Origin of the sequence: Herpetosiphon sp., from assembly GCF_003512625.1 — a bacterium.
GTDB lineage: Bacteria > Chloroflexota > Chloroflexia > Chloroflexales > Herpetosiphonaceae > Herpetosiphon > Herpetosiphon aurantiacus.
On sequence record NZ_DOPT01000029.1, the window covers coordinates 2,869 to 24,071 of the forward strand.

A 21,203-nucleotide genomic window follows, 5' to 3' on the forward strand; every position below is an offset into this window, starting at 1 on the left:
TTGCCAATCGCGTTCAGGTTGCCCAGCGACACATGGCCAGTTTGGGTGATTGGCTTGGCTAAATCATAAAATAAAGCAACTTGATAATCACCAAAGGTATCGGTGAGGCTAATTGACAAGGTGGTTGCAGGCCGCACCGTAATTTTGTACCAATCTAAATCCTCGCCATCATCAAGCTCGCCCGTTACATCACAAATTGTAATGCTCGGCCATAAACAACTGCTGGTCAGATCATGGGCATTTTGCCATGTATCGTTTGATTCGACTTCGGGCACTGGCACAAGGCTGCGAAGCACTTGAGCCGAACTATTGGGAGTTCGCTGATAAGCCGTCAAACTTAGCAGCAAAACACATATTCCCAGTAAGCGGACTTTACTGAAACGACGCATAAACCCTCCATCGCGAAAATCTGTTGCTAAGCCTTGGTTAACTGGTCTAGTTGATTCTGATAATCAGCCATGCGTTGCGGATCGTTAGTCTGGGTCAGAGCGATCAGTTGCTCCAAACAGCGTTCAACATCAGCTTGGTTATCGCATTCTTGCAACAACTTGAGTGCTTGTTCCGCAGCATGTAGAGCTGGATCATAATGGTCTAAGGCCAGCAGAATCTTACTTTGAGTCAGTTGGGCGAGGCCTTCATCGGCTTTGGCTGAATGTTGGCGAGCCTGTTCCAAGGCAAAATCACAATAATCTAAAGCTTTGGCATAGTTGTGGCGGCTATAAAAAAGTTCAGCATAAATCCGATACAGCTCGGGTAAAAATGAATCGACATGGATTTCATCAAAAATAGCGCGGCTGCGATCGAGCATGGATTCAGCGGTGGCGCTTTGGCCTTGAGCAAACAGCGTGTTGCCCATATTCATCTGGGTGACGGCGGCTCCAAGTTTGGAGTTAAGCTTGTTCCAAAGCTGTAAACTTTGGTTGAAGGTCTCTAAAGCTTGGTCAAATTGCTGAGTCTTGCGATATAACTCACCAAGGTTGAGGCTAACGAGCGCTTGACCATAACTATCGTTGATGGTCTTTTTGATGTTCAAGGCAGCCTGATATAAGGCGATTGATTCCTCCCATTGTTCAAGATCGCTAAAGTTGATCGCGGCATTGTTGTAGGCATCGGCCAAACGCGAAATGTCGTTGACCGCCTGATACAGCTCGATCGATTTGGCCAAATAGCCGACGGCCTGCTCACGCGAGCCAAGCACGCGATGGGTTCCGCCAATTAGCAAATAGGCACGGGCTTGTTCTGGTTGGGCATTTAATTGTTCGGCAATGGCTAAGGCTTGCTCGGCCCAGGTAATTGTTTCATGATAACGACCTTGGCGTTGATGCAGCCCTGAGCCAAGCAACAAGGCCCGTACTCGCTCCGCCGATTGACTTTCGCCTAACAAATTGAGTGCTTGTTGCAGATGCTCGAAGGCTGGTTCGTATTCGCCGCGCCGCTCGTAAATTGTGGTGATATGGCGCAAAATCCGTGCTTCGCGGCTACTGCTATAAACGCTGCTTTGGCGTAATTGAATTTGGGCTTGAGCGAGAATTGGCAGGGCTTCAGCATAATCACCAGCTTGCATCATTACATAGCCCAAGCGTTCAGTTAGTTCTTGCTCCAACGAGCGATCAAAGGCGCTCAGATTTGGCAATAGCTCAAGGGCATCACGATAATGGGCGCAGGCTTCGGCATTGTAATAACGTTTTTGCGAGGCGATGCCAGCTTCGCGATAATAGCGTACTGCTTCGTGCCAATCCTCTGCACGGGCATAGTGGCGAGCCAAAATCGGCAGAACATCAACTAGATTTTGGCGATGCACTTCTTGAATCCGCGCAGCTACGCGTCGATGTAACTCACGGCGGCGGGCATACAAAATGCCTTCGTAGGCCACATCGCGAGTTAATGTATGTTTGAATAAATAAGCTAGTTCGGCAGCAATATGGTCGGGCAACACCACATCAGCATTGGTCAAGCGATCCATTTGATTAACTAAATCGTCGTCGTTGGTAATGCCCCGCAAAATATTCAGTTCAAAGCGTCGCCCAACCACTGAAGCAACTTGCACCGTTTCGCGAATCCGATTATCCAGCCGATCCAAGCGTGCGGTGATCACGCCTTCAATCGTGGTTGGCAAGCTATCGAGTTCGCCACGTAAATCCCAGCCCGCCGCAGTTTCAACAATCACACCTTGTTGAATCAAGCTACGCATCATTTCTTCGATAAAAAATGGATTGCCCTGTGGGTTGAAAAAGCGTTCGTCGCTGCGTCGCCAGCGTTCGAGCAAGGCTGCTGGCAACGGTGCATGGCCAATAATCGCGCTGGCAAGGGCTTCGCTTTCGGGCATGCTCAATTCGCTTAACTCAAGATGCACTGTTTGCTCAGGCCACGTCATGGCACTTAAGCCCTTGGTGCGCGAACCAATCAGTAAGGCGATCGCGGCCTGATCCGCATGCTTGGCCAAACGTTCAAGCAATTGGCGCGATGAGGCATCGATCCAGTGGGCATCATCCCATAAAATCACCAGTGGCGTGGTGTTGGCAGTGGCTAACATCAAGGCTACTACCAATTCAATCGTTTGATCATGGCGTTGTTCGGGCGCTAGGGCTTGGGTTAGTTCGTTTTCATCCAAACTTACATGCAAAATATCGCTGAGCAAGGGCAAAAAGCGCTCTAGCTCGGGCACAAGCCGATTGACTCGTTGGCTGATGACTTGCACCAAGCGTTCGCCATTCAGGCTGCTGCTCAAGCGCAATACTTGGCGCAAGACTTCGCTGGCTGAAGCAAATGGAGTCGTTTGCTCATACAACTGGCATTCAATCGTAATTGGCATAAATTCGGGCACGTTCAAGTTTGGGTCGAACGAAGCCAACGACAAACGGCTGAGCAACTCTTCGAGCAAGCGCGATTTGCCAATGCCGGCCTCACCGAAGATATTGATAATTTGGCCTTGGCCTTGCAGCGCTTGAATGCTGATTGTGGCTAATTGTTCGAGTTCTTGCACCCGCCCAACCAAATCGGCTCGCATGGTTTCGCGGCGCACATTGTAGGCCCGATCGACCCGCGCTGGCTCGATTGGTTGGCTTTTGCCTTTGAGTGGTAAGGCTGGCAGGGTTTCGTAGGCAAAGGCATGACTGGTAAGCCGCTTGATCGTGGGGCTGGCCAGCACTTCGCCATAGCGACAAACGCTCATCAAACGCACAGCAGTATTGACTGGATCACCCATCACGGTATATTCGCGACGGGTTTCGCTGCCGACAATGCCCGCAAACACATGGCCTTGATTGATTCCAATTTGTTGGTCAAGCAAGGGCAAACGTGGGTCGTGCTGCTGAATCAAGGCATTAATTTCGTTCATGGCCGATTGCATATCAAGGCCAGTTCGTACTGCCAACTCAGTATCATTTTCGTTGGCAATCGGTGCGCCAAAGATCGCCAGCAATTTATCGCCATCGGCAGCCATATCGAGCTTATTGACCACCCCGCCATAGTGATTGACGATTTGCTGCATGCGTTGGTAGTAGTGGTTGAGCAATTGAGTTGCGCTAGCATCATTGCACAATTCAACAATCGTGCTGAAGGGAGCAATATGGGCAAAAACAATTGTGACCAGCCGAATTTCACCAGTTCTGCTGGCGGCGTTGCTGAGCAGTTGTTCTTCGCTCATGCGTTGGGGCAGCAAACGCTGAATGCCTGCATAGATGCTGGCAAGGGCTTGAACATCGGCTAAAGTGATAGTTTGCGGGATACTTGGCGCTTGACTGGTTGATTGATAGGGCGGATGTTCAAGCGCAGTAGTTAAGGCCGTAAATGGATTCATGGGATCGGTCGGCAAGCCTAGCAACCGCATGGTTTCTTTGGAACAAACCACCTCGCCAGGTCGCGCCAACTCTTGAGCACGCGCCACCAAGTTAACCGCAATGCCAGTCAGCATCAACTCGGCATGCTGTTGATCGCCCAGCAAAGCAGCAAAAGCCTCGCCGCTATGCACGCCAATGCGCAAAGTGAGATTAAATTGACCAGCCCGAATCTGGATTTTGCCTAAGGTTGCCATTGATGTTTGCATAGCTTGGGCAGCGTGGGCGGCATACAAGGCATGCTGCTCGCCAAGTTTGGTTTGATCAAAAAAGGCGGTGACTGCATCGCCGCCAAATTTGATTAATGCACCGCCATGAGCCTCGATATCAGCTACCAACTGATTAAACAAGCGGTTGATAATGCTGGTTACTTGCTCGGCTCCCTCTTTGCCCAAACGGGTTAGGCTCTCGGAAAGCGCAGTAAAGCCCGAAAGATCGGCAAAGAGCAACGAGCCTAACCAACGTTCGCCATAGGGAATGGGCAACTCGCCGTGTTTTAAGCGCTGCACAATTGGGTCGGGCACGTAGCGCTGCAATTGCTGAATCCGTTGGTCAAGCTGACGATACACATCATCGAGCTGCGTTTGGGTGGGCATTACCTCGGCCTGTTGAACTTGACGCAACAATGAGGCAAATTCTGACGATGGGGGCTGAATCGACATGGTATAAACCTTAGCAAAGTATCAAGCATCAATCACTGTCAAATGCATTATAGAGGGTTCTGGCAACAAAACAACGGGACTCTAGCAGGTATTTCTTATCACCATGGTATATTAACCGCAACATTGCTGGTTTAGCTGAATGGATTGGTTGTGACAGAAATTCCCCAAATTGCTGTGGTTATTCCGGCCTTGAATGGCGAGATTACGGCCTTGCGGGCCTCGATTGCCCGCCAAACTTGGCAGCCCTGCCAAATTGAGGTTGCGGTCGGCGTGCGGCCCAATGGCAAAGCCCGTAATACTGCCACCGTGCGCACAACTGCGCCTTACCTCGTTTTTATTGATGATGATGCGATTTTAGCCAACGACGATGCGATTGAACAACTGGTCAAGCCTTTGCTCACCGATCCAACGATTGGCGTAACGGGAGCATCGAAACTCTTGCCGCCCGATGCTTCGACTTTTCAGCGTTGGGTTGCCCGCGAAGTTCCGCGCATTGAACATGCGATCGTGCCAACGCCACTCGAAAGCAATCCTGATCCGCCTTCGTTTTATTGCGAATTGACCACGACCTGTTGCGCGATGCGGCGTGAAGTGTACGATGAAGTTGCTGGTTTCAACAACGAATTGATTCGCGGGGTTGATACTGAGTTTTTTACGCGGATTCGGCGGGCGGGCTATCGCTTTATTTTAGTCCCCAATACGTGGACGTGGCATCCGGCTCCGGCCAATTTGTGGGCACTGTTGCGCAAACACTGGTTGTATGGAGTTGGTCATGCCCAAGAGGTGCGGCGAGATTCGGCGCGTGGGCGAGGGCGCGTGCTCAAAACGCCGTTGCATGCCTTGGCCTATTGGCTGCTGCGCACGCTAATTTTGCCGATTAATATTTTTCTGCCCTACTCGTTTGCTGCGCCATCGTGGCGGCCCAGCTTCAAGCCCTTGAAGGCATTAACCAGTTATGTTGGAGCCTTGGGCTATATTTGGGGTTGGTATCAGGTATGAAACAAGCCACAATTGCCCTCGATTTACGTGTGCTCGACGACCACTTTCCGGGAATTGGGCGCTTTTGCTATGAATTAAGTTTAGCTTTATTGCAAACGCCAATCGCTGAACAATTGCATCTCATCTTGCCGCAGCAACCGCGTACCCAATTTGATCTCAGGCCGTTACTGCAACACCCAAAAGTCTCGCGGGTTTCCCATAGCTTGTTTAGCGTCGGTCAGCATCGCGAATGGCGCAGCTTGCTGAGTGAGATTCAGGCTGATCTGGCGATTTTCCCCTACTATATTCGCCCATTGTTCCAGCCCTGCCCCAGCCTGACATTAATTTACGACACAATTTCGTGGCGCGTGCCAGCGACATTTAGCCGCCGCAAACGTTGGCAAATCGCGGCCTTGCATCATGTGGCGATTCAGCAATCGGCGGCGATTGGCACTATTTCGCATTCAGCAGCTAGCGATATTGCCCAGTTTTATGGGGTGAATCCACAGCGTTTGGCCTATTTAGGGGTTGGTATTTCAGCCCAATTTCAGCCCCAGCCTGCTACTACAATTGCAGCGCTACGGGCAAAATACGGCTTACCAGAGCGTTATATCGTCTATGTAGCCTCGGATAAACCGCATAAGCAAATCGACTTTTTGCTGGATGCTTGGCAAGCTGCCCAAACTGCTGAGGTTGGCTTGGTGCTAGGCGGGCGGTGGCGCAACCCTACGAGCGAGCAATTACTAGAGCATCCCAAACTTCACGGGCGAGTGTGGCGCATTGCCGATGTGCCTGAGGATGAACTCGCTGCGTTGTATAGCGGAGCGTTAGCGCTGGCATTTCCTTCGTTATATGAAGGCTTTGGGTTGCCAGCGCTTGAAGCGATTGCCTGTGGCACACCAGTTTTGGCCCAAAACAGCTCGTCGTTGCCTGAGGCGGTTGGGGCGGCAGGGTGTTTGTTGCCCAATGAGCAAGCAACATGGATTAAAGCCCTAGAGCGCATGTGTCATGATTCGACATGGCGCGAAAGCTTGGCCGCTCAAACCAGCGCTCAGGCGGCCAAATTTAGCTGGCAACAGGTTGCTGAACGATTGGAGCAGCAGCTAAATACTCTCTAATTCAGAAATTCCAGTATTGTCGGTGCTGCGCCGAATGATTCGCCAGCCACCATGGCGTTGCAAATAGCGTAGGGTCATCCAAATAAAAGCGCGATGGGCCACAACCACGGCGCGAGTACTAGGCGACCATTGCTCAAGCATGGTATTCCAAGCTTTGATCACGCGGCGTTGAGCGACCCACCAAGTTTCGCCCCACAATGGGCGATGAGGAATTAATTGTGAGAGATAACCGCGAATATACATTGTGCGCAAGGCTCGATGGCGTTCGCGGCGCATCAAAAATGGCACAATCGCACTAATTTCATGCAATTCGTTGATCGTTTGAATTGGCAGCCCAACCCGTGCTGCGATAATTTGGGCCGTATCGAAGGCACGGATATAAGGGCTGCTATACAAATGGGTTGGCTTGAATGCGGCTATTTCCTCGGCAACAGTCGCCGCCTGTTCACGGCCCAAGGCAGTTAATGGCGAATGCTGAGCATGCTCCAATAACTGCCGAAAATCTTCTAGTCCAATTAAGCGTTTTAAATCAGCGGCATTTTCTTCCGATTGACCATGCCGTATCAAATAGACCCGCATGAATCCCCCACAGGCTAACACTTATTCGCCAAGCGCTAATGGCGTGTATTGTTTATACCTGAATGGGTCGGGAAATGCTAGTACATGAATGTTAGGATCGATCATGCGCACGGTGCTGCTGTTGGATGGATAGCCATCAAAATTGAAGATATTCAGGCCGCCAGCCAATTCGCTCATGCCAACCGAAGTCATAGTCTTGTCATCGCCTTGACCGCCAACCATACGGAAGATCGTCAAATCGCTGGTGCGCGTGCTACCCAGCACAACCTCGGTATTGGCTCGCAGACGGGTGCGGACTTGCGGCTCGCCATTTTGCTGACCAACTGTCACATTGCCCACGATAATCCCGCGATGAGCACCAGAGACGGTCAACAGACAATTGGCCCATGAGCTAAATTCGCTATTGCTGAAAAAGGTACTAGTATCGTTCATGCTGGTGCAGGTACGGAATGGGCTACCACTCGGGAAGGCCAACACTGCCAAACTTGAGCGCGACAGATAGGCCTGATTGCTGCCACTGCCATTTCCCAAGAAATTAATGGTGTGGTTGCCAGCAGTTAGGTTGAAGCTAGCGGCAATCGAAGTCGAAATATCATTGCCATCGATTTGCTCATTATTTGGTTCTAAGCTATCAACATCAACATAGCGATCAGTTCGTACATCGCCAGTGGTAGCCTCATCAACGCCCAAGCGAAATTGCAAGGCTACCTCGTTGCCAGGAATTGGCAAAGCTGAACCATCGGCGCTGACAAATACCGTGCTATTACTTGGCAAGTTGAAGCTGCACGAACGAATGGTGCTCATGGTTGGCGTTGCTCGCCAGACCCCTAAGCCCGTATCGGTGGCGCAAACCCGAATATTAGCCGAGTTGGTTGGGAAGGCCAAAACACTTAGTTGAGCGTTGTTCAAGGTCAGCGGGCCATAACCAACAAAGCCCCCAACTAAACTCACTGTGTGCACCCCGGCACTGGCCGTAAAGACCGTGGTGCTGGCAAAAATGCTGGTTTCGCCAGTATTGAGTTGACCTAAAGCATAAACATTGCCCCAACGATTGCTACTCTCGCGCAAAACTCCATCCAGGGTTAGGCCAATTCGGCCTTCGTAGGTATTGGTTACAGCATTGGTTTGCATGCTAAAACTGCCGGTCGCCATCACAAAAATCATGGCCGATTCGGGCACATAAATTTCGCAATTGAGCGCAGCTGTATCTTCACGCACACTACTTTGCCAATTTTCAGCGTTGGCAGCACAAGGAACCAGCCATTCACTGCCACCTTGCGGGGCTGCACTAAGCAATGGCTGCCGATTGCTCAGGCTAGGCTCGGGCCTAATTTTTGGTGATAGTGGTTGTTGGGCTTGGCTCGGTTGTATGGCAACCAACAATAACCCCAACAAACCAAGCAATCCTAATGTACGAAACGTTGGCAAATGATGCACATGTTCCTCCCTTCCAAAAAAGATGACCTGGCATCACGTTGTAGATTGACCGATCAGCGCAAGGATGGTAAAGCGCACAATTTTACCAGCACAACATGCCACCAAAAATTTGTACCATGGCATCCGTGCAATCCCTGCGGCTATGCCTGCAAGATCCATCAGTGGATTCGGTAGGGCTGCTAAGCCAAAAATTGCAAATGCTCCCCAACGTTCAACGTAGCCCTGAATCCGTGTAAAGCGTTGTTGATCAAATGCGCTGCGACCTGCCCGCCCAGCAATATAGCCAGTTAGTTCACCAATGCCCGCCCCTAATCCACTGATAACGCCTACCAACCAGGGATTGAGGGTGCGGCCAGCGGCGAGGGCGGTCATAAAGGCTGGCGCAGGAACCACGACCGTTGCATTGCCCAACAGCACCAGCACAAACACCCCAACATAGCCATATTGACCAAAATGGCGAAAATCGATCAGCAACAAGCCAAGGCTGATCACGATCATACACCCAATAGTCAGGATTGCCCGTAAGCGGTTGGGTTGTGGCATAGCTGGCGTTGTCATCAACTGGCTCTTTCAATTCTAGCATTCATTGCAACTGTTGCGCATAGTACTATCCTTTGATCAGTTGCTAGTTCTTAGGGGCGAAAAATCGCTGCGCATGTACTGGTTTGGCCCAAACTTAAAGCATAGCTATCGCAGGATCAAGACCAGCGTGGCTGATTGTACGCCAACATGAGAACATAGAGCAAAGAACATAGAACATAGAATAGAGATTGGGGATCGGTGGCAGATTTAATGCAGGGAACCTATAGTTACTGGCTTTGGGCGATAGGCTATCGGAACGTTATGGGTTATAACCAAGCGCTCCTTCGTGATCTTCGTGTCCTTCGTGGATCAAAAAACTTAAATCTCCAATCACAACGTTATGCTCTATGTTTTGGCTTTCATCCCTCATCCCTCATATTTCATCCTTAAATCAAAACCACCCCAGCCCTGAGCAAACGCCAGAACTGGGGTGGTAGGCCAAAACCAGAATTAGTACAAATCAGCCAAGACTGATTCGAGGGCTTCTTTGCTTGGGCGCAGTTGTTCGGCTGAGAGTTGGCTCAAGGGCTGTTCGTCCATGTGCAACAAATCGTGGATAGTACGATTGTTGTTTTGATTCACATAGATCAAGCCAGTGATAAACTCTTGGTTTTCGCGAGCGGCATCCAAGCGAGCCAAAGCAGCAACGCGGTTAGTGGGATCGTACTCGTTCTCAAGTTTTTTGAGCACAATCGTTGAGCCGTCGTGCATCTTGACGGGAATTGCTTCGCCTTCTTCGTAATCAACCGTGATTTCTTCTTGAGCGCGGATGAAGGTCATGTCGTGCAGACGTTCTTCGTGTTCCTTGCCGTAAGCGTAGCTCTTGGTTGAATCTTCATGGTTGTTGAAGGTCACACATGGGCTGATGATATCGAGAATCGCCAAACCACGGTGGCTCAAAGCAGCTTTCAACAAGGCTTCAACTTGGCGTGGGTCGCCAGCGAACGAACGAGCAACAAAAGTTGCGCCACCAATAATCGCTTCTGCACAGAGATCAATTGGGGGGAGTTCATTCAAGCCTGCGTATTTCAGCTTTTGGCCAATATCGGCGGTTGCTGAGAATTGGCCTTTGGTCAAGCCATACACGCCGTTGTTTTCGACGATATAGACCATTGGTACGTTACGGCGCACCAAATGCTTGAATTGGCCCATGCCGATTGAGCCAGTATCGCCGTCGCCACTCACTGCCAAGCCGATCAAGTTGCGGTTGGTGACGATTGCGCCAGTGGCAACTGAAGGCATGCGTCCGTGAACGCTATTGAAACCGTGCGAGCGGCCCAAGAAATAAGCCGGAGTTTTTGATGAACAGCCGATGCCGCTAAATTTAGCAACTTGATAGGGCTGGACACCTAATTCGAAACAAACCGAAACAATCCGTGATGAGATTGAGTCGTGGCCACACCCGGGACACAGCGTCGAAGGTGCGCCTTTGTATTCACCTTGTTCAAACCCAAGCAGGTTAATTTTTGGCTTGGGAGTCGCTTTGGTCGTTGCCATGGCCTATGCTTCCCCTTTTTGTACTGATTCAGTCACCCAGCGGGCGGTTAATGGCAAGCCATCGCAGCTTGCAACAGCAATAATCCGGCCAGCTAATTCTGGGTATTCCATCCGCAACAGTTGTGCCATTTGGCCGTTGTAGTTGTTGTCAACCACGTAAATGCGTTCGTACTTGGCCACAAATTCGCCAACTTCTTTGGTGAATGGCAATGCCCGCACCCGTTGATAAGCGGCGTTGATGTTGAGTTCGCGCAAACGATCCAAGGCTTCGATAATTGCTGGGTCGTTCGAGCCATACGAGAGAATCCCGATTGTGGCGTTTTCTTCGTTGACCATGATTGGTGCTGGAACGATCGTTCGAGCGGTTTCAAACTTGCGGGCCAAGCGATCCATGTTAGCGACCCACTCGTCTGAGCGTTCGGTATACTTGGCATCTTGGTTGTGGCCTGAACCACGGGTGAAGAAGGCGGCTTTGGGGTGGTTGGTGCCAGGCAACGTGCGGAAGGGAATTCCGTCGCCATCAACGTCGCGATAGCGGCCCCAATCGCCCACAGCGGTCAAAGCTTCAGCATCAAGCACCTTACCACGATCCATTGGCTCGGTTGGATACTCGAATGGCTCTGACATCCATTGGTTCATGCCCAAGTCGAGGTCGCTGAGTACAAACACAATCGTTTGCAAGCGTTCGGCCAAATCGAATGAGCGCCAGCCAAACTCAAAACATTCCTTGACGCTTGCAGGCAACAAACAAACATGTTGGGTATCGCCGTGGCTCAAGAAATAGGCTGAGAGCAAATCGCCTTGGCCGGTGCGGGTTGGCATACCCGTACTTGGGCCCATGCGCATCACATCCCAAACCACACATGGCACTTCGGTGAAATAAGCCAAGCCAGTAAACTCAGCCATCAACGAAATCCCAGGGCCAGAGGTAGCGGTCATTGAGCGAGCGCCAGCCCAACCAGCCCCGATAATCATCCCGATCGCTGCCAACTCATCTTCGGCTTGGACTACGGCATAGGTTGGTTTACCAGTTTCTTTATCGATCCGTAATTCTGGCAAGTAGTCGTTGAGCGCATCGACCAAGCTGGTTGAAGGGGTAATTGGATACCAAGCGACGAATGAAACGCCGCCAAATACCGAGCCAAGTGCGCCAGATGTATTACCATCGAGCATAATCATGCCCTTGGTTTTGTCCATGCGCTCGACGCGGAATGGCGATGGAGTGGAGATATTAGCAGCAGCCCAGGCTACCGCAGCATTCACCACATTCATGTTCGAGGCAATGGCTTTTTGCTTGCCTTTGAAGTGTTTATTCAAGGCGCTTTCGATTTCGGCAACTTCAATGCCGACCAAGTGCGCCAAAACTCCAACATAAACCATGTTGGCAATATAATCACGCAAGCTCGCATCGACCCCTGAATTCTTCACCAATTCCTTGACAGGCATGGGGAAGTAGGTCACGTCGCTACGTGAAAGCTCTTGGCGTGAATCATCAGGATACAGACAAATCCCACCTGGCTCAAGCGATTGAAGGTCATCGCCAAAGCTAGCTGGATTCATTGCCACCAAGACATCGCGTTTGTGGCGACGAGCTTGATAGCCATCCTTGCTCAAGCGAATTGAATACCATGTGGGTAAACCCTTGATGTTTGAAGGAAACAGGTTCTTGCCTGTGACCGGAATACCCATGTTGAAACATGCACGGAGGATGGTATTATTGGCGGTTTGGCTCCCAGAACCATTGGGAGTAGCCACAATAATCGCGAAGTCGTTAATATTCACGTCCTCACGGGCGATTTCAGCGGGCTGTTGCTCCGTCTGATAATCTACGACTGCCATGAACGTATTCTCCTTAATTGGCTTCTTTGCCAGGTTATAGCCTCTAAAGATACTGCGAACACAATGGTTCGTCAACCAACAAAACGCTGGTTTTTGCGGTTATCTAAACCATAATTGTACGCCGTGATTGCTTTAGCTGCGATGTATTATATCTATTATATCCATAGACAGAATCTATGAGAACAGCAGTTTTCACCAGTTTTAGGGGCGATTTGCTATTCTAGGGCTAAAAGAAGAACCAGCCGCTCTGTGCCATGAGCGGCTGGCGTGCCAACTGGAGAGGGGAGAGAGGAGCACCGAGATGCGCAGTTGCCGCTACGCCCTCGTATCAATGCTGACGCTTTGCCGATGAATGCATGTCCAGTGCTTCAGAACTGCGTCATAATAAAAACTGTTTTATCGGATAAATCAGTTTTTATTGATGGGCGTAGTGTACTCAAGGTTGGATAGTTTGTCAAGTAGCAAATAAAGGCAAAAGTCAGAAGTCAAAAAGCAAAAAATTGAATCTTGTTGAAACCACGAAGAACCAGAAGTGCGGCTCTAGGCTTTTGGCTATTGGAGCTTGGTTTGAAATACTACCAATTGTTCCGATAGACCATAGCCCTCAGCCAATAGCCATAGTTTCTCTGTGCCTCTGCTTTACAAACCTGACCCCTGAAATATCCTTGACTCTTTTGATTTTTGACTTTTGCCTTCTGACTTTACACTATATTTTGGCATAAACTTCTTGAACCGTCAGTCTACACTGAATTGAGCGTAACTCCAGCACTACTTGTGGATCATCGATTTCGCTTAAGAGCCATTGATTGGCTGCCTGACGACTGTAGTGCTCAATATGGTAGGGATCTTGGGCAACTAACAGGTATTCACGCAGCGAGGGAATTTGACGATAATGCTGAAATTTCCCCCCACGATCGTAGTGCTCGGTTGAGGGCGAAAGCACTTCAATAATCAGCGTGGGGTTAAGCAAGGTATCTTGATGGCTATCGTCAAACCAGGTTTCGCCATGCACAACCGAGACATCAGGATAGGTATACAAGCCTGTAGCCGAAATTTTGATGCGGAGATCGCTGGGGAAAACTGTGCAAGAACGCTGCTTTAACTGGCTATGCAATTCGGCAATCAAATTGGCCACAATCAAATTATGGTTGCGACTCGCGCCAGCCAAGGCATAAACCTGCCCATTCAGAAATTCATGTTTAGCAGGGCTGGTTCGCTCACCAGCCAAATATTCCTCAATTGTCATTGGGCTAATTGATTCGGCACTCATACACTCGCCATCCACTAAATTCAATCGCCCTTGCATCATAGCACATGGCTTTGAGGGTTGGTTGCTGGGGAGCGGAAGGCTTGATCCACGAAGAACACGAAGTTACACGAAGGTTTAAACCGCGAAGGACGCGAAGAGCACGAAGGAACTGATCTTAGCGATCCTTCGTGCTCTTTGCGGTTAAAAATGTGGTTCCTAATCTCTCCTGCATGCCTCTCGTCTAATGTTCTGACTTTTGACTTTTGACTTTTGACCTAGTTTAGTGGCCTTCTTCACCCAATTTGCGCACAATATCGGTTTGTGAGAGCACGCCGATCGGCCAAACGCGGCCATCGTTGCGCTCCTCAACCACGACCAAGCGATGAATTCGGTTGCTGGTCAGCAGATTCGCGGCACGGCTCAGATCAACATGGGGCATACAGGTAATAACATCGCGGGTCATAAACTCGCCAACTGGGCTGTCCATCGAGCGCTCATAATCGAGGCCACGACTCCAAGCACCAAGGGCATCGGTTTGCGAAAAAACGCCCGCTAAAGAACCAGGGCCATCAACCACCACCAAGGCTTGAATGCGGTTGCCTTGTAGGAGCGTGATTGCCTCGCGGAGGCTGGTTTCGGTTCGACAGGAGATTACTTCTGCGTTCATGGTATCGCCAACGGTTAACTGAGCAGTCATTGCCATGCTCCTTTGCATTTCTGAGGTTTGGCCGAGGTTCGATTGTTGGCTATTATAGCATGACGCATTGCATTATCAAGTACTTTTTTAGCGAATTTTCGCTAGATCGTAAAATTCTCATCTGGGCTGATGATAAAAGCAACCTGGACATTGACTTCGATCTGTTTGCGATGGATCATGGCAAGGCCCAAATCGTCTTTGCTAATTCCGCTACCGCCACTGCGCATGAAGCTAGCCGATTTACGAAACTCGCCATCTTGGGCATACGGATGGTGTTCACTGCCATATTGATCATCAACCCGATGCACGCCGATAATCCGCACGCCAAGAGTTTGCGCCATTGCTTTGGCCTTGGCTTTGGCTAATTCTAAGGCAGCTTGTAGCCATCCATTCAAGATTGCTGGATCATCGGGAAAGCCCCACGTAACATGTTCGAGATTGGCTTGTTTTTGGCTGGTGATAATGCCAAGCACATCGGGCAGTTGCTCTAAATCGGTGCAGCGAATTAAGAGGCTATAGGTGGCACTCGAACTGCGCAGCAACACGCCATTATTCACCTCAGCCACCACGCTTTGGAGTTGGATGGCCGTCTTGTCCAAGCCATAGCTGGTCAAGGCTTCGACCAACTGGCGCACTTCCTTGGCTTTTTCCAAGGCGGTATTGTTGCTAATCACCGACGAGCCTTTGATCCGCACGGTTATTTCCGCTCGATTAGCGTCAATCAGCTGGCGATAACTGCTGCTCACATTTAAGAGGTTTGGTTCCATAAACGGCTCCTTGATTGATCCACGAAGGACACGAAGGACACGAAGGGTTGAAACCGCGAAGCACGCGAAGGGTATATTTAGCCACAGATTGCACGGATTGCACGAATTATTCTTTTGCTATTTCCAACCCGCCACAGCATTCACTCTGTTCTATGCTTACTCCTGACCCCTAGCCCCTGACCCCTCTCACCCTTTAACTCTTTTGCCTTTTGACTTCTGCCTTTTGACTTGCTCCAAGGTTTGTGCGCAATAAATCGAGCACACTGCTGCTTGGTGGGCGTTGATGATGCCATGCGGCGATGATCTTGCGTTGTGGCTGGGCATCGAGCAAACGCCGATAGACCACATTGGGATGCGGCTCGGCTTGGGTGAGTGATTGTGGTACAAACGCCATGCCCAAGCCTGCGGCTACACAGCGTTGAATCGTGGTTAAATTGGTGACTCGCCCAACCACTTGCGGCTCCAAATATTGTTCGTAGCAAAAGGCATCAACTTGTTGGCTCAAACAATGGTCATCGTGTAACGCCAGCAGCGGCATGTGATATAAATCATTTAATTGCAAAACCGAACGCTGAGCATATTGATGATCGTGTGGTAATGCTACCAGCAACACTTCATCAAATAAAGGCTCAATCTGGATCAACGGATGCTCAATCGGCCCGCTGGCAATTAGCAAATCGAGGCTATATTCGATTAGTTGAATTAATAATTGGCTCGTCGTATGTTCAACTATGCTTAATGTTGTTCGGGGAAAATGGTGTTGAAAGGCTTGGCTGACGTTCGGAAAAAAGCGTGGAGCCAACGTCGGAATAATTCCAATTGCCAAACGACAAGCGTGCTGCTCGACACTATCACTAACATGTTGTTTGATCGAACGCCATTGGGTGAGCAATTGCTGCGCTTGCGGCAAAAGTGCTTGGCCCGCGGTGGTTAAGCGAATCGTGCGACCCAAACGTTCAAACAGCGCTTGACCGAGTTCATGCTCCAATTTAATAATTTGTTGGCTGAGCGAAGGTTGGCTAACGGCGCAACGTTGGGCAGCCCGACTAAAACCACCAGTTTCAGCGACCGCCACAAAATAGAGCAATTGATGAATTTCCATAGTTGTTGCCTATAGATTGTATAGTTAATAAGATGTTGCAACTATGGATATAATAGCATACAGTATAGTTGTAGGCATGGTCTGCACACCAACGCCTGTAACGATTACTCTGCTCAGCTTGTGCCAACAGAACGCTGAGCATCCTCCCGTTTTCTCAGTTTACCTTAGGAGATTTGTTCGATGGATGAGCAAGAACAACTGACGACCGCCCATGGTGCGCCAATTGCCGACAATCAAAACTCGTTGACGGCTGGCCCCCGTGGCCCACTGTTGATGCAAGATTATCAACTGTTGGAAAAAATGGCGACCTTCAATCGCGAACGGGTGCCAGAACGGGTCGTCCATGCCAAAGGCTCAGGGGCATTTGGGACGTTTACCGTTACCAATGATGTAACGGCCTATACCAAGGCTTCTATCTTTGGAGCAGTTGGCAAGCAAACTCCAATGTTATTGCGCTTCTCAACCGTTGCTGGCGAGCACGGCGCTGCCGATGCCGAACGCGATGTGCGCGGTTTTGCCGTCAAATTCTATACCGATGAAGGCAACTGGGATTTGGTCGGGAATAATACGCCAGTCTTTTTTGTGCGCGATCCCTACAAATTCAGCGATTTTATTCATACCCAAAAGCGTGACCCCAAAACCAACATGCGCTCGCCCCAAGCCATGTGGGATTTCTGGTCGCTCTCACCCGAAAGCTTACACCAAGTAACGATCTTGTTCAGCGATCGCGGTTTGCCAATTAGCTATCGGTTTGTGCATGGCTTTGGCAGCCACACCTATAGCTTTATCAACGCTCAAGGCGAACGCTTCTGGATCAAGTTCCACTTCCGCTGCCAACAAGGCATCAAGAACTGGACGAATGCCGAAGCCGCCGAAGTGGTTGGGGTTGATCGCGAAAGCTCACAACGCGATTTGTTCGATGCAATCGAACGCGGCGAATATCCAAGCTGGAAGCTTTGCGTCCAAGTGATGCCCGAAGCTGATGCTGAAACCTACCACCTCAACCCATTCGATTTGACCAAAGTATGGCCACACGGCGATTATCCGTTGATCGAAGTTGGCACGATGGAGTTGAATCGTAACCCCGAAAACTATTTTGCTGAAATCGAGCAAGCTGCATTTGAACCATCAAACATTGTGCCAGGCATTGGCTTCTCGCCTGATAAGATGTTGCAAGCGCGGATTATGTCGTATGCTGATGCCCACCGCTATCGCATTGGCGTAAATTATGCTGCACTACCAGTCAACAAACCGCATTCACCAGTCAACACCTATCATCGCGATGGCCAAATGCGTTTCGATGGTAATGGTGGTGGCTCGGTTAACTACGAGCCAAACAGCTTTGGCGGCCCGGTGCAAAACGAACGCTACGCTGAACCAGCCCTCAAAATCAGCGGCGATGCCGATCGCTACAATCATCGCGATGGCAACGACGATTACACCCAACCAGGCAATTTGTTCCGCTTGATGAATGCTGATCAACAACAACAGTTATTCAACAACATTGCAGCGGCGATGCAAGGCGTGCCTGAATTTATCCAATTGCGCCAAATCGGCCACTTCTTGAAAGCAGATCCTGCTTATGGTCGCGGAGTTGCCGCCGCCCTGGGCCTCGATATCAGCAGCCTCGAAGCCTAGTTTTATTAAGGATGAAGGCTGAATTATGAGGGATGAAAATCTAGCGCCTTTGTAATGCAGTGGATTAAAGCTTAGGCTCTTGGCTGAAGTAGATGCCAATATCTACCAAGCCAAGAGCCTTTTTATTGATCTACGAAGATGACGCTATAGGCTATAGGCTTTGGGCTCTTGAAATCATCGCAATTTCCCAAAAACGTTCCGATAGCTTTAATGGTTTACGAGGATAACAACCGTCAATGTCCCCTCACCCCCGACCCCTCTCCCACTGCGGCGAGCGAGGGGAGGCTTGTCAGCGCGATTCCCCCTCGCCTCGCGGGCGGGAGAGGGGGCTAGGGGGTGAGGGATAGTCATCATTACCAACCCAATGAACCATTATATATAGCCCATAGCCCTTCGTCCTCTGCGTTAAAAACTACCTGAACCCTGAACCCTCGCCACTGACCCCTGATTTACAACGACACTCGTAAACAACACACTGCCAACTACCAAACCAATCCACGAGATCCAAGTGGTTGCATCAGGTTGCAACAGGGCTTGACCACGCAATGCTTGCACCGTCACGCTGGCGACGAGGCCGAGATAGGCGACCGCTGCGCCCCAGGTCAAGGCCAAACGTTGCTTATCGTTGAAACGTTGTTTGGCGTTATAGAGCAACCAGCCAATCAAAGCCAGCACTTGTGCCCCGTGAATGCCAACAAAGTGGGCGATCCGTAAATCGCCATGCTCGCTGCTCCAGCCCAAAATCGCGATGCCACGACCGCCATCAGCAGCGCCGACGGTATGCGCACCAATTGCGGGAACCGAACCGCCAGCTTGCAACACTTCCATTTGGGCAGGGCTGGGGTTGGTCATCAAAAAGCCAAGCCCAAAGCCAAGCAGCATCAAGCCCATTCCCAACTTCAAACTGAGCATAAAAACGCGATCAGCAATTGGCTTTTGGCGCAGGAAAACCACAAATCCAACAATATTAATCAGATAGAAGACTGTGATCGTCGTGCCCATGATGCTCCATAAGGTTTCATCAATGGGAGTTGCGACGTTGAAGTGCATTGGTTGGCCGCGCACAGCTTGGGTAATAAATAACACAATTTCGATTGAAAGCGCAGCAGCACAGGCATCCATCACAAAACGCATCAAACGAGGCCGCAACTTAACATAGCTAAACATCCACAAAACGGTTGGCGCATAGACCACAAACGAAACCGCAAATTTTAGGCTTTTCATCCAAACTGGTTGGCCAAGCACCTCACGCGGGTCAACAGTCACCCCGGCGATTGCGAGCACCAAGAAAAAGCAACTAAGCAGGAAAAAGATCGTCATGCCTTTGCTGGTGGCCCAAAATTGGCGCAAAATAGCTCCGGCTCCCGACGTAGTACGCCGAGCCTCTGGGAATTGAGCAGTCGTTGTCATGGCTGTTCCTTTATTTAGTTACAGGTTGAGCAATGGTTGTAAGGTTGGGTGAACGAACAAGACCGTGGATCGTGCGCACGACCATATAGATCAAAAATCCGACGGGTCCGACCATAAGTACGCTGACAAGGATAGGACTGATGATTAGGGCAAAAATGTTGCGTTCACGGCTATCTAAATAGATCCAGCGAGCCACAAAGAGATCAAAGGCCAAAAAGTGCACCCAACTGAGTGTGGCACCGCTCTCATTACCAATCAATTCAATCACGCCAGGCAAAGTTGGGTTGCTCACGTCAGCCCAAACGGTGGCAAAAATTGGCAACAAGACAATCGCATAAATCAGCGCTGGGCCAAGAATAATCCATGGCGATTGGATAATCCGCTGAGTCCATTTCCAAAACGGCAACACCACCATCAGAAACCAAAATGGCATGACAAACAAACTGCTAAGCGAAAATAATTGAGCCACCATAATGCCTCCCGCATTGCAAGGTTCAATCAAACTGCTGTTATTCTAGAGCGTGAAATAGGGCTTGTGATGGCTATTTGGGGCTAGGTGCGTTATACCGAAAGAACTAGAGCGATCCTAGGCTGAAAACGCTAGACGAATCATTGCTCCGCTTGGTACTATTGGAGTGGGTGATAGGCGGGCGCTTTTGAACCTAACTGCTAACAGCATGTTAGAAATTAGCCGTTAACGTTGCATTATCTTGACATGCCATGGTGAGCGACGTATGATCAAATCACGTTCAGAAGTTCGCACTAGAAGGGGTTGTAATGGATTACAAGGATTACTACACAATTCTTGGAGTAACAAAAACTGCAACCGAAGCTGAAATCAAAAAAGCCTATCGGAAATTGGCGCGTCAATATCACCCAGACCTCAATCCCGGCGATTCTGAAGCTGAACGTAAATTTAAAGAAATCAACGAAGCCTATGAGGTAGTGTCGGACAAAGACAAGCGAGAGAAGTACGATCGCTTCGGTGCCGATTGGGGACGCGCCCAAAGTACAGGTTCGGGGTTTAATTGGAGTCAATACGCCTCGCAACCAGGTGGTTTTGGTAGCAACTTTGGCGGCGATTTCGCCAACGGTGAGTTCTCCGATTTTTTCGAAATGTTGTTTGGCAATGCCAGCCGCCGCCAAACCAGCGGGGTCTATGGCAATCGCCGACCACAACGCGGCCAAAATGTTGAGCAAGCCATTGATGTTACTTTAGCTGAAGTGCTCAGTGGTACCCAACGCACGCTGCAATTGCAAGCACCCGAAATGTGTAGCAATTGTGGTGGCAGTGGGGCCAGCCGTGGTAGTATTTGCCCAACCTGTGGCGGTACTGGTGTGAGCGGCACAAGCACTCGCACGATCAATGTGCGCATTCCTGCCGGAGTCGATCAAGGCTCACGCATTCGCGTTGCTGGCGAAGGCAGCCCTGGCATCGACCAAGGCAAACGTGGCGATTTGATGTTGGTGGTCAATCTCGTGCCCGATAGTCGCTTCGAGCGCAAAGGCAACGATTTACATACCGATCTCGCAGTCGATTGGCATACCCTCATCCTTGGCGGCAAAATAAAAGTTCCATTGCCTGATGGCAAGCAATTAACCTTAACGGTGCCTGAACAGACCCAAAATGCTAAAGTGTTTCGTTTGCGCGGCCAGGGCGTGCCCAGCCTGCGCGATCAGAACACTCGCGGCGATTTGTTGGTCAAAGTTCAGGCAGTGCTACCAACCAGCCTGACTCCCAAACAGCGCGAATTGGTAATGGCTCTACGGGACAGCGAATAATGTCAGAAGGCAAAAATCAAAAGGCAAAAG

The 21,203-nt window shown here is 50.1% G+C and carries 17 protein-coding genes; 4 read left to right on the forward strand and 13 right to left on the reverse strand.

Annotated features, from left to right (window positions below):
* Both DEF47_RS06620 and DEF47_RS06625 read right to left on the reverse strand, forming a co-directional pair.
* Positions 1-389: hypothetical protein (locus DEF47_RS06620; RefSeq protein ID WP_287045035.1), on the reverse strand; the 389-nt coding region annotated here is incomplete at its 3' end.
* A gap of 26 nt (positions 390-415) precedes the next feature.
* On the reverse strand, positions 416-4,498 hold the full coding sequence (locus DEF47_RS06625; protein ID WP_012187604.1) for a tetratricopeptide repeat protein: 4,083 nt from the start codon (positions 4,496-4,498) through the stop codon (positions 416-418).
* Between the two features lie 150 nt (positions 4,499-4,648).
* Here DEF47_RS06625 and DEF47_RS06630 point away from each other — a divergent pair, with 150 nt between their 5' ends.
* Both DEF47_RS06630 and DEF47_RS06635 read left to right on the forward strand, forming a co-directional pair.
* The gene (locus tag DEF47_RS06630) at positions 4,649-5,497 is read left to right on the forward strand and encodes a glycosyltransferase family 2 protein (RefSeq protein ID WP_012187603.1); all 849 of its coding nucleotides are present in this window, start codon (positions 4,649-4,651) and stop codon (positions 5,495-5,497) included.
* Positions 5,494-6,594, forward strand: a complete 1,101-nt coding sequence (locus DEF47_RS06635; RefSeq protein WP_012187602.1) for a glycosyltransferase family 4 protein — start codon at positions 5,494-5,496, stop codon at positions 6,592-6,594. Before DEF47_RS06630 ends, DEF47_RS06635 begins: the two co-directional genes overlap by 4 nt.
* Here DEF47_RS06635 and DEF47_RS06640 read toward each other — a convergent pair.
* The 9 genes from DEF47_RS06640 to DEF47_RS06680 form a co-directional block, all read right to left on the reverse strand.
* Positions 6,580-7,173: a histidine phosphatase family protein gene (locus DEF47_RS06640; protein WP_012187601.1), complete on the reverse strand. Its 594-nt coding sequence runs from the start codon at positions 7,171-7,173 to the stop codon at positions 6,580-6,582. The two genes, DEF47_RS06635 and DEF47_RS06640, sit on opposite strands and share 15 nt — an antisense overlap.
* Positions 7,174-7,194: 21 nt before the next feature.
* Positions 7,195-8,610, reverse strand: coding sequence for a hypothetical protein (locus DEF47_RS06645; protein WP_012187600.1), 1,416 nt, complete (start codon positions 8,608-8,610; stop codon positions 7,195-7,197).
* Positions 8,611-8,643: 33 nt separating this feature from the next.
* Positions 8,644-9,168: a VTT domain-containing protein gene (locus tag DEF47_RS06650; RefSeq protein WP_287045036.1), complete on the reverse strand. Its 525-nt coding sequence runs from the start codon at positions 9,166-9,168 to the stop codon at positions 8,644-8,646.
* A gap of 474 nt (positions 9,169-9,642) precedes the next feature.
* Positions 9,643-10,689: a 2-oxoacid:ferredoxin oxidoreductase subunit beta gene (locus tag DEF47_RS06655; protein WP_012187598.1), complete on the reverse strand. Its 1,047-nt coding sequence runs from the start codon at positions 10,687-10,689 to the stop codon at positions 9,643-9,645.
* A 3-nt stretch (positions 10,690-10,692) separates the two neighbouring features.
* Complete coding sequence (locus tag DEF47_RS06660) at positions 10,693-12,528, reverse strand: 2-oxoacid:acceptor oxidoreductase subunit alpha (protein WP_012187597.1); 1,836 nt, start codon at positions 12,526-12,528, stop codon at positions 10,693-10,695.
* 706 nt (positions 12,529-13,234) lie between these two features.
* Complete coding sequence (locus tag DEF47_RS06665) at positions 13,235-13,798, reverse strand: Uma2 family endonuclease (protein ID WP_041303764.1); 564 nt, start codon at positions 13,796-13,798, stop codon at positions 13,235-13,237.
* Between the two features lie 259 nt (positions 13,799-14,057).
* Entirely contained in the window at positions 14,058-14,474 is a 417-nt protein-coding gene (locus DEF47_RS06670) for a CBS domain-containing protein (protein WP_012187595.1), read from the reverse strand.
* A 101-nt stretch (positions 14,475-14,575) separates the two neighbouring features.
* Positions 14,576-15,241, reverse strand: a complete 666-nt coding sequence (locus DEF47_RS06675) for an SIMPL domain-containing protein (protein WP_012187594.1) — start codon at positions 15,239-15,241, stop codon at positions 14,576-14,578.
* Between the two features lie 193 nt (positions 15,242-15,434).
* Positions 15,435-16,343, reverse strand: coding sequence for a LysR family transcriptional regulator (locus tag DEF47_RS06680; RefSeq protein WP_012187593.1), 909 nt, complete (start codon positions 16,341-16,343; stop codon positions 15,435-15,437).
* A gap of 180 nt (positions 16,344-16,523) precedes the next feature.
* Here DEF47_RS06680 and DEF47_RS06685 point away from each other — a divergent pair, with 180 nt between their 5' ends.
* Positions 16,524-17,981 (forward strand): catalase, encoded by a 1,458-nt coding sequence (locus tag DEF47_RS06685; RefSeq protein WP_012187592.1) that lies wholly within the window; start codon positions 16,524-16,526, stop codon positions 17,979-17,981.
* Between the two features lie 405 nt (positions 17,982-18,386).
* On the opposite strand, the gene DEF47_RS06690 is transcribed toward DEF47_RS06685, so the two are convergent.
* Both DEF47_RS06690 and DEF47_RS06695 read right to left on the reverse strand, forming a co-directional pair.
* Complete coding sequence (locus DEF47_RS06690) at positions 18,387-19,391, reverse strand: hypothetical protein (RefSeq protein WP_012187591.1); 1,005 nt, start codon at positions 19,389-19,391, stop codon at positions 18,387-18,389.
* Positions 19,392-19,401: 10 nt separating this feature from the next.
* Positions 19,402-19,863, reverse strand: coding sequence for an ABA4-like family protein (locus DEF47_RS06695; RefSeq protein WP_012187590.1), 462 nt, complete (start codon positions 19,861-19,863; stop codon positions 19,402-19,404).
* A 305-nt stretch (positions 19,864-20,168) separates the two neighbouring features.
* On the opposite strand from DEF47_RS06695, the gene DEF47_RS06700 reads away from it, so the two are divergent.
* A complete protein-coding gene (locus DEF47_RS06700) occupies positions 20,169-21,173 on the forward strand; it encodes a DnaJ C-terminal domain-containing protein (RefSeq protein ID WP_012187589.1) in 1,005 nt (334 codons plus the stop codon).
* The last annotated feature ends 30 nt before the right edge of the window (positions 21,174-21,203 follow it).